The 9,940-nt window shown below is 44.5% G+C and carries 9 protein-coding genes and 1 tRNA gene; 4 read left to right on the forward strand and 6 right to left on the reverse strand.

What is annotated here, in order from left to right:
- The first annotated feature begins 2 nt into the window (after positions 1-2).
- Positions 3-755, forward strand: a complete 753-nt coding sequence (locus H7844_07125; GenBank protein ID MEO5357053.1) for an ABC transporter permease — start codon at positions 3-5, stop codon at positions 753-755.
- Positions 756-820: 65 nt separating this feature from the next.
- A complete protein-coding gene (locus tag H7844_07130; GenBank protein MEO5357054.1) occupies positions 821-1,474 on the forward strand; it encodes an apolipoprotein A1/A4/E family protein in 654 nt (217 codons plus the stop codon).
- Between the two features lie 59 nt (positions 1,475-1,533).
- On the opposite strand, the gene H7844_07135 is transcribed toward H7844_07130, so the two are convergent.
- From H7844_07135 to H7844_07155, 5 genes are all read right to left on the reverse strand, one after another.
- Positions 1,534-2,112, reverse strand: coding sequence for a hypothetical protein (locus tag H7844_07135; GenBank protein ID MEO5357055.1), 579 nt, complete (start codon positions 2,110-2,112; stop codon positions 1,534-1,536).
- Complete coding sequence (gene pth / locus H7844_07140; GenBank protein MEO5357056.1) at positions 2,099-2,686, reverse strand: aminoacyl-tRNA hydrolase; 588 nt, start codon at positions 2,684-2,686, stop codon at positions 2,099-2,101. The genes H7844_07135 and pth overlap by 14 nt, the downstream gene beginning before the upstream one ends.
- Before the next feature lie 2 nt (positions 2,687-2,688).
- Positions 2,689-3,333, reverse strand: coding sequence for a 50S ribosomal protein L25 (locus H7844_07145; protein ID MEO5357057.1), 645 nt, complete (start codon positions 3,331-3,333; stop codon positions 2,689-2,691).
- A gap of 50 nt (positions 3,334-3,383) precedes the next feature.
- Positions 3,384-4,331, reverse strand: coding sequence for a ribose-phosphate pyrophosphokinase (locus H7844_07150; protein ID MEO5357058.1), 948 nt, complete (start codon positions 4,329-4,331; stop codon positions 3,384-3,386).
- A gap of 103 nt (positions 4,332-4,434) precedes the next feature.
- Positions 4,435-4,509, reverse strand: a tRNA-Gln gene (locus tag H7844_07155).
- Positions 4,510-4,896: 387 nt separating this feature from the next.
- Here H7844_07155 and ppdK point away from each other — a divergent pair.
- Both ppdK and H7844_07165 read left to right on the forward strand, forming a co-directional pair.
- Positions 4,897-7,551, forward strand: a complete 2,655-nt coding sequence (gene ppdK / locus H7844_07160) for a pyruvate, phosphate dikinase (protein ID MEO5357059.1) — start codon at positions 4,897-4,899, stop codon at positions 7,549-7,551.
- A 284-nt stretch (positions 7,552-7,835) separates the two neighbouring features.
- The gene (locus H7844_07165) at positions 7,836-8,849 is read left to right on the forward strand and encodes a methyltransferase domain-containing protein (GenBank protein ID MEO5357060.1); all 1,014 of its coding nucleotides are present in this window, start codon (positions 7,836-7,838) and stop codon (positions 8,847-8,849) included.
- A gap of 157 nt (positions 8,850-9,006) precedes the next feature.
- Here H7844_07165 and H7844_07170 read toward each other — a convergent pair.
- Positions 9,007-9,940, reverse strand: a 934-nt coding sequence (locus H7844_07170; GenBank protein ID MEO5357061.1) for a pyrophosphate--fructose-6-phosphate 1-phosphotransferase, incomplete at its 5' end; no start/stop codon positions are given.

Genomic DNA, 9,940 nt, shown 5'->3' on the forward strand with positions numbered 1-9,940 from the left:
CTGTGCGTGAAGTGGTTCATGATGTTTCTGTGCTGGTTAATGGGGTGTTTTATTGGTGTCTGGTCTCACCGTTTAAGGGTAAACCGGTACGAGTACGGGCAACAGTGTCGGAGATAGTGAAGGTGGGTTACAATTCGGTTCCCACGGTGTTGATAATATCTTTTTTTGTAGGGGTGATACTAGCTTTGCAGGCGGCGTATCAGTTAAAAAAGTTTGGAGCGCTTATTTATGTTGCAAACCTTGTTGGTGTATCTGTGACAAGGGAGCTGGGGCCGATACTGGGTGCGATAATAGTAGCCGGCAGAAGCGGGTCAGCTTTTGCAGCCGAGATTGGCTCAATGAAGGCGGCGGAGGAGGTAGATGCGCTTATAAGTATGGGGATTAATCCTATACGGTTTCTGGTAGTGCCCAAGCTTATAGCTCTTATGATTATGCAGCCGGTGCTGACTGCTATTTTTGATGCAAATGCGATATTTGGCGGGTTTTGTGTTGCCATTACCGAGCTTGAACTTAATTCAGGGCTTTATATAGACCAGACGCTAAATGCCCTTCAATTAAAGGATTTTTTCACAGGCCTTATGAAAGCATGGGCTTTTGGTGTTGTAATAACCATAGTTGGTGCTTACCACGGTTTTAAAGTAGAGGGAAGTGCCGAGGAGGTCGGCCTCAGAACTACCGCCTCTGTTGTATCCTCGATTTTTTTAGTCATATTTTTCGATTTTTTCTTCACAGCCCTCTTTTACTATTTCCTCTGATAAAATTAAAAAATATAGAATACCACTTTACAAAGATAACTACTATTTGCTACACTGAGAGTACTATGGCAGTTACTTTACCTGTTGAGGTATATGACATATTAGAGGAACATGCCGGCAAAGCCGGTTCTAGAGAATTTGTTCGGGCTGTAGAGTCCGTAATAGATGTCGTTTCTCTACAGAGCAAACTTGAGCTTCGAGATGAACTCACCAGGGAACTTGCTACAAAGACTGATATTACAAGGCTTGACGGCAAAATGGAAACCATAAAAATTGAGCTTGAGAACAAAATGGAGACCATAAAAATTGAGCTTGAGAACAAAATGGAAACCATAAAAATTGAGCTTGAGAACAAAATGGAGAAATCCATAGCTGCGCTTGAGAATAAAATAGACACATCCATAACTGCGCTTGAGAATAAAATAGACACATCCATAACTGCGCTTGAGAATAAAATAGACACATCCATAACTGCGCTTGAGAACAAAATGGAGAAATCCATAGCTGCGCTTGAGAATAAAATAGACACATCCATAACTGCGCTTGAGAATAAAATGGACACATCCATAGCTGCGCTTGAGAATAAAATGGAGCTATATAAGACAGAAACAGAGTTAAGAATTGAAAGAGCGAGCAAAGAAAACATTAAATGGATGTTTCTGTTTTGGATTGGCCAGTTGGCCGGATTTGCCCTGATTTTAAAACTGCTTATTAAGTAATCATGTACAACACAAGTTATCTGTTATACAGCCCAAAGGTTTTATCGTTAAAAAAAGAGTTATAGTCTCGGTTTAGCAATAATTTCAAGAATTTTCAAATCGAAAAATCTTTTGGAGGCAGCACTGCGTATAATCAAAACCGTATCCGCCCCTCTGCCTGTGCCGGCTACCGCCAACACTTCAACCCCCTCAGGAATAAGCCCTGCATCTGCTGCCATCATAACAATTTCACAGCACACCTTAGAGCCTTCCCCAAAGCGTCTCAGAGTTTGTGCCACTATCAATGTCGGATAAAGGCCGTTAAATTTCTGGGAAAAGGCACTCTCCAGCGAATGTGTTACCATAGTTCCGGTATAAACAACAGCTCCGTTTTGCCGTATCTTTACCGCAACATCCGGCGGTATTTCAAAAGTATTAGCCTCCTTAAAGCCATGGCTATGTGTAACTGCAACCAGGTTTATATCTTTTCCCTGAAAAGCTTCAGAAAATAAAAGCCCTGTATCACCGCCTGTTGTGGCTACAACCACATGCTTGATGTCCATTTGCGCCGCAGCATCTACAGATAATCTCAGACAATCATCAGAGTTTTCTTTTCCTGGTCTTTCAAAATAATATGTCTTTTTTTCAATTGCCGCCATCAGGCTGTCCTCCTCTGATATTATAAATATTCATAGCTTTTTGAGGTCCCTCTGCGATTATGCACTCAATAGCTGCTACAGCCTCAGAGACGGCATCAACTATCAGAGGAAACTCTTTAGGAGTAAACTTACTCAGTACATAGTCCTCAACTGCAATGTGGGGATCTTTCCCAATGCCTATCTTTACTCTGTAAAAATTATTTGTTCCGGCATGTTCAATTATGGAAGCAACCCCTTTATGGCCCCCGGAGCCCCCCCCATATTTTATCTTTAACTTACCGGCAGGCATATCAACATCATCTTGAATAACGATGGTCTTATCTGGATCCATTCTTACCAGCCTGCCAACGGCAGTACCTGATAAATTCATAAAAGTAAGGGGCTTTATAAGGCAAATCTCCTGCCCCGCTATCTGGCATTTGCCGGTAATAACAGGCGCCCTGCCGTGCTCTCGACCGCCTTTCATATCAACATTAAAACGCAAAACCAGCTCATCTATCACAGTAAAGCCGACATTATGCCGGGTCTTTTTGTACTTACAACCAGGATTTCCCAATCCAGTGAGCAGCCACAAGGTTATTTCTCCTTACCTTCCTGCTTGCCCTTTTTAATTATCTCAGGTTCTTTTGTTGTTGTGGTCTCCCCTGCCTGGGCAGACTCAAGCAACGCTGTTGCCGATACAGTGCAGAGCGACTCCCCTGGGTCAGTCAGAACCTTTATTTTCTCTCCAGCTTTAATATCCGCAACATGCAGGGAATCTCCCAGCTCAAGTCTTGTAACATCGAGTTCAATGTGTGCAGGAATATCATCAGGCAGACTTTCTATTGTTATCTCCCTTATGCCTGTCTGAAGAAGTCCTCCGTCTCGCTTAACACCAATAGGGGTTCCCTTTAAAATCACGGCAACACTAACCCTTACAGTTTCCTGCAGGGATATTTCCTGAAAATCCACATGAAGCAGCTCTCCGGTAAGCGGTTCCACCTGATGTTCTTTCATAATGGCAACAGCCGTAGTGCCGTCTGCAAAATTGAGGTTCACCAAAATCTGTTCGTGTGCCGAGGCGTTGACAAAAGGAACTAACTCCTTTCTGCTAAAGTGTATCGGGGTGGATTGTCCCTTTCTATACATAATGGCGGGAATTATTCCATCTCTGCGATGTGTTCGTGCAGCCCCCTTGCCTACACTCTCTCTCTTTTGTGCGGCTAAATTAACTCTTTCCATACATCCTCCTCTTATTTAACCCGGAGTATTTAAAACCCCGGCTTTTATCTCTATTTGACAAAAAGTGAACTGATAGACGACTCTTCATATATTCTCCTTATCGCCTCACCCATGAGAGCGGCAATTGAGAGGACTACCAGTTTTGGGCACATAGCATCCTTACCGTAGGTGGGGATAGTGTTTGTTGTAATGACCTGTTCAATCACGGAATTGCTGATTCTCTCAATAGCTGGGCCGGAGAGAACGGCATGGGAACATGCGGCATAGACGTTGATGGCTCCGTTGAATTTTAGAATGCTGGCCGCCTGTACAGTGGTGCCTGCGGTATCAATCATATCGTCCAGTATTAGAACGTCTTTTCCCTGCACCTCTCCAATAACATTTTCTGCAGTGCATTCGTTGGCATTTTCACGGCGTTTGTCAATAATGGCAAGTGAGCACTTAAGGCGTCTTGCAAAAGACCGTGCCCTTTCAACCCCTCCGGCATCGGGCGATACGATTACAAGGTTTTTAACCGGAAGATGTTCTTTTATATAATTAAGGAGCACGGGAGTAGCGTAGAGGTGGTCAACAGGAATATTAAAAAATCCCTGTATCTGGCCGGCGTGTAGATCAATAGTCAGAACTCTGTGGCAGCCTGCGACAGTGATTAAATCAGCTACTAGTTTAGATGAAATCGGTACCCGCGGCTGCACCTTCCTGTCCTGCCGGGCATAGCCGAAGTATGGAATTACTGCGGTTATTCTGCCGGCTGAGGCTCTCTTTAAAGCGTCAACAATAAGAAGCAGTTCCATTAAATTATTATTAACCGGATTACACATTGATTGAATAACAAAAACATCATGGCCCCGGACATTTTCATTGACCTGAACGGAAATCTCGCCATCCCCGAATGTTTTAACTATGGTGTCGGTAAGCCCGACTCTCAGGAACTCCGCAACTTCCTCAGACAACCGGCGGTTAGAGTTACCGGTAATTATTTTTATCTCTTTTAACATGCCGCTCTCCTCTATTTAAGGTAATTCCTTAATAATTATGTGCTAAAGTGTTCTGTACTAACCACCCTGGGCAGCTTCCCACCGGCAGCCCTGCCGGATAATATGGCTGGGGCGGGAGGATTCGAACCTCCAGATGGGAGATCCAAAGTCTCCTGACTTGCCGTTTGTCGACGCCCCAACAGCTTGTCTTTATAACCCATAGAGCGGTATTGTATATAAACAGCAGTAGAATTGTCAAAATATCATCATTATTTTTTATGTAGTACCAGGTTGCATTCATTCGATTAACTTTGTTGGCTTCATCTAAAGCTCCGGGGCGTGCTCTCCTCTAAAGGGGAATCCCCTGTAAGGGGAGGCGCCGCTTTCTCCCAGCAGCCTCGTTACTCTTTTGACTGCAACCTGGTTGAGACCCTGAATTGAAAAAAAATAAAAAAATGTTGAAAAAACTTTTTATAAATAAAAAACATATTGAAACTTGTTGTAAAGATATATTATAATGTGCCGTTTGGATGTGAGAGCTAAGTTATTAATAATCAATACCAAAAATAAGTAGGAGGAGAAGTGTATGTCAAAGAAGTGGGTTTATTTTTTTGGAGATGGTAAGGCTGACGGAGACGGTACAATGAAGGACCTTCTCGGCGGTAAGGGAGCCGGTCTTTCCGAGATGACCAAGCTCGGGATTCCTGTGCCCCCAGGTTTTACAATTACCACGGAGGCTTGTAATGAGTATTTCGTAAACGGCGCAAAGTATCCGGATGGCATGTGGGATCAGGCGATGGAAGACCTTAAAAAGGTTGAGGCAATCATGAACCTGAAGTTCGGTGATCCTGACAGGCCCCTTCTGGTATCAGTGCGCTCGGGCGCTAAGTTTTCTATGCCGGGTATGATGGACACAGTTTTAAACCTCGGTCTTACCGATGCTACTATCAAAGGTATTATCGCAAGATCAGGTAATGAAAAATTCGCTTACGACGCTTACAGACGTTTTATCACCATGTTTGCTTCAATAGTTATGGGCGTTGACAGAATGAAGTTTGAGCACGTTCTGGATGAGGTAAAAGACAAGTCAAAAGTAAAGTACGATGCAGACCTAAACGTAGAGCAGTTAAAAGACTTGGTAGTTAAGTTTAAGGCCCTTTACAAAAAGGAAACCAAACAGGACTTTCCACAGGATTCCATGGACCAGTTGAAGGCTGCCATTGACGCAGTGTTTAACTCATGGAACGGAGAGCGTGCTAAGACCTACAGAAAACTCAATGGAATTCCCGATGACCTCGGTACTGCTGTAAACATATGCACTATGGTGTTTGGCAACATGGGTGACACATCTGGAACAGGTGTTGCGTTTACCAGAAACCCTTCCACCGGTGAGAACAAGTTCTACGGCGAATGTTTGATTAACGCCCAGGGCGAGGACGTTGTGGCTGGTATTCGTACCCCTATGCCTGTTGAGGATCTTAAGAAAGACATGCCGGAAGCGTACAACCACCTCATGGATATCTATAAAAAACTGGAGCTTCACTACAATGACATGCTCGATCTGGAGTTTACGATTGAAGAGAAAAAGCTCTTCATGCTTCAGGTTAGAGTAGGTAAGAGAACGGCGGCGGCGGCTTTAAAAATAGCCATGGACTTAGTGGATGAGAAAAAGATAAGCAAAGAGACGGCGGTTTTAAGAGTAGAGCCTCCGCAGCTTGACCAGTTCTTACACCCGATGATAGACCCTAAGGCAAAACTTAACAAGGTAGCCAAGGGACTACCGGCCTCACCTGGAGCAGCCGTAGGAAAGATAGTGTTTACAGCAAAGGACGCAGAGGATTGGGCGGAGAAGAAAGAGAAAGTTATACTTGTCAGACTTGAGACCTCCCCCGAGGATATTGGTGGAATGCACGCAGCCCAGGGAATTCTGACAGCCCGCGGCGGTATGACCTCGCACGCTGCTGTTGTTGCAAGAGGTATGGGGAAACCCTGTGTAGCCGGTTGCGGCGACCTCGTAATAGACTCTAAGAAAAAGACCCTCAACGTAAAAGGCAACAGCTTAAAAGAGGGTGACATGTTGACTATAAACGGTTCAACCGGTGATATCATTATCGGTGAAACCAAACTCATCGAGCCTGCAATAACCGGCGACTTCGCAAAGTTTATGACCTGGGTGGATGAGTGCAGAACGATGGGTGTAAGAGCCAATGCCGACACTCCTCATGATGCGGAAGTTGCACTTAAGTTTGGAGCGGAAGGAATCGGCCTTTGCAGAACAGAACATATGTTCTTTGAAGAAGACAGAATCAAGGCAGTGCGAGAGATGATTCTTGCCGATGACGAGGAAGGCAGACGTAAAGCACTGAAGAAAATTCTCCCAATGCAGAAGAAAGACTTCAAGGGAATCTTTAAAGTCATGAAGGGCAAACCGGTTACAATAAGACTTTTGGATCCACCCCTCCATGAGTTTCTCCCACACACAAAGAAAGAGATTGACGGACTTGCTAAGGAGATGGGAGTATCAGCAGCAAAACTTAATGAAAGAAACGAGGCACTTCACGAGTTCAACCCGATGCTCGGACACAGGGGTTGCAGACTTGGCGTAACTTATCCTGAAATGTATGAAATTCAGGTACAGGCAATTATGGAAGCCGCCTGCGATCTTAAGAAAGAGGGCCAGGAAGTAATACCTGAGATAATGATCCCTCTGGTAGCGGTTCCTGAGGAGTTTAAGAAACTTAAAGAGATGACCATAAAGACCTGCGAGTCGGTTATGGAAAAGGCAAAAGTGAATGTGGAGTACTTAATCGGAACAATGATTGAGCTTCCGCGTGCAGCGATTGTAGCCGATAAAATAGCTGAGGATGCAGATTTCTTCTCATTTGGTACCAACGACCTTACACAGACCACCTTTGGCTTAAGCCGTGACGACGCCGGAAGGTTTTTACCATTTTATGTAGAGAAGAAGGTACTTCCTGATGATCCTTTCGTAACCATAGACATCGGCGGAGTTGGCCAGCTCGTAAAAATGGGTATTGAAAAGGGGCGTTCCACTAAGCCTAAACTCAAAGTAGGTATCTGTGGAGAGCACGGCGGAGAGGCAAGATCAGTGGAGTTTTGCTTTAACGTAGGAATGGACTATGTAAGCTGCTCACCTTTCAGGTTACCGCTGGCAAGACTTGCGGCGGCACAGGCTGCACTTAAGAAAAAGACCGGTAAAACAGCTTCAACCACTGCGTAATACGGTTTAACTGTTATATTGTTGAAAGGGGGGAAGGTTATGCTTTCCCCCTTTTTTATTTGTATCGGCTTTAGATATAATAAGGTAAAAATAGCAGAGGACTGAGAGAATGGCACAAGAGCAAACCATATGTGTAGTGTGTGCATGGCGGGAGCACTGTAACAAGAAGTTTTCCATAAGCGGTAAAGATATGCGATGCGTGGATTTTACAAGAGACCTTTCAATAAAAAAAGAGCAGTAGTGGTGGTTTTTAGAGAGATGACAAAAGCGGAGGGGACAATCGGATGAGAAAAGCTCATTTAGAATATTTACGCTGCCCTGGGTGCCTGGGTGGTTTGGTTATACAGAAGACAGATGAGGTCAATGATGATAAAGTTAAAGAGGGTATGCTTCAATGCCGCAACTGTGGTGCTTCATATCCGATAATCAAATATATTCCCCGCTTTGTCCCAATTGACAACTACGCTGCAAGTTTTGGTTTTGAGTGGAATAGGCATCCGAGAACTCTTCTGGATTCATACACAGGGCTGAAGATTACAGAGGATAGATTTTTTAATGAGACAAAGTGGGGCAGAAACCTTCAGAACGAGACTATGCTTGAAATTGGCTCAGGAGCCGGAAGATATACCGAAATTGCACTTCAAACCGGTGCATTTATCGTTTCGCTTGACTACAGTAATGCAGTTGAGGCTAATTACGCCTCTCACGGTGATAATGAAAACCTTCTTATAGTGCAGGGAGATATTTACAATCTGCCCGTTAAGAGGGGTTTCTTTGACAAATTATTGTGCATTGGAGTGCTTCAGCACACACCGGATGTGAAAAAGGCATTTCTGTCCTTGCCGCCATGTTTAAAACCGGGTGGAAGGCTTACTATTGACATTTATTGCAAATTTGACAAATGGTACAAAGACCTCCTTATGACGAAGTATTATATCCGGCCATTTACTACAAAACTCCCACCTGAGAAGCTCTATAAGTTATGTGAGAAATACGTGAATTTTCTGTATCCGATAACAGGCCTTTTTCATAAGATTACCGGAATAAGCAGCAGAAAGCTAAGTATTATCTTTAGTATGGCGGATTACCGGGGAGTGTTCAATCTCAGCGAGAATGTGTTAAAGGAGTGGGCAGTGCTGGATACGTTTGACTTTCTCTCTGCGGCATATGATAACCCCCTTAATATGGAGCAGGTAAAAGCGCTTTTTAAGGAGGCCGATCTGGATGATGTGGAAATACACTATGGCTACAACGGAATAGAAGGGCGGGGAAAGAGAAAGGCTGCAGGCAGCTCATAGTTTAGATTTTTTTACTGCACTTTCGTATAAATAATTCCAATTCTAATTCATTTGTCTAACTTCGTTGTCCTTGTCAAAAGCTCCGGGGCGTACCCAAAAGTACGCCTCCGTCACTTTCTTCTTTCCGCCTGTGTTTACTTCTGACTGCCGCTTGGTATTACTTAAGATCGGGTTGGCCGATTTCCTTCAGCAGATTTGTAAACCAGCCGAGTTTTGCATTAAACGGTTTACCGCCCTTTATACGCGTAAACTCTATGCAGCGTAAGACGCCTCTCTTTTCCTCGTCATGGCCGACGATGCCCGGGGTGCCCTTTCCGGCCATCTCTACCGCAAGGTCAGTCATTGCCTTAATCAGCATCAGGTCCTGAAGAATTGGACGTGCTGCCCTTGCGTAGTAGCCGCTTTTTTGTACAAGCGTTTTACCGGCGCTTGCCTTAGATAGCAGCGCATCAGCGTGCCACTGCCCTACGTTTACCTTATCCAATTTAACGTGTCCGAAGGCGTCCCTTGGTACCTCAAGCCCCTTTGATTCAAGTTCCTTAACTATTCCGGCCGCTCCCGCTCCCTCGGATATGAATATGTTTGCGCAGTCTTTATCGGTTAATTTCTTGTTGAGATAATCAGCAAGTTTATCCATATCGTATTCCACTTCAGGAATTAAAACGGCATCAACATCGTACCTTTCCCTTGAGAGGCCGAATGAGTCCAGAAAGTCCAGATGTTTTAGTTTTTCATGATAAACTTCAGCGGTTTTTGCCGTCAGGTATCCACAGTTTCTTCCCATAACCTCGTGCACTATGAGCATACGCGGGTTTGCCGATGACTCCGCCACAACATTCATAAAGAAATTAGCACCATGTTCGGCAGCCGTGTAAGCACCCAGCGTTTGGGCTATAGGCACAATGTCGTTATCAACCGTTTTTGGCAGCCCAATTACCGTCAGCTCATAGCCGTTGTCGTGCAGATACTTTGCCAAATCAGCCGCCGTCAGACTTGTATCATCACCGCCTATTGTGTATAGAAAGGGACAATCCACCCCGATACACTTTAGCAGAAAGGAGTTAGTTCCTTTTGTCAACGCCTCGGCACAC

It is taken from the genome of Nitrospirae bacterium YQR-1, assembly GCA_039908095.1.
In the GTDB taxonomy this organism is placed as follows: Bacteria; Nitrospirota; Thermodesulfovibrionia; order Thermodesulfovibrionales; family Magnetobacteriaceae; genus Magnetomonas.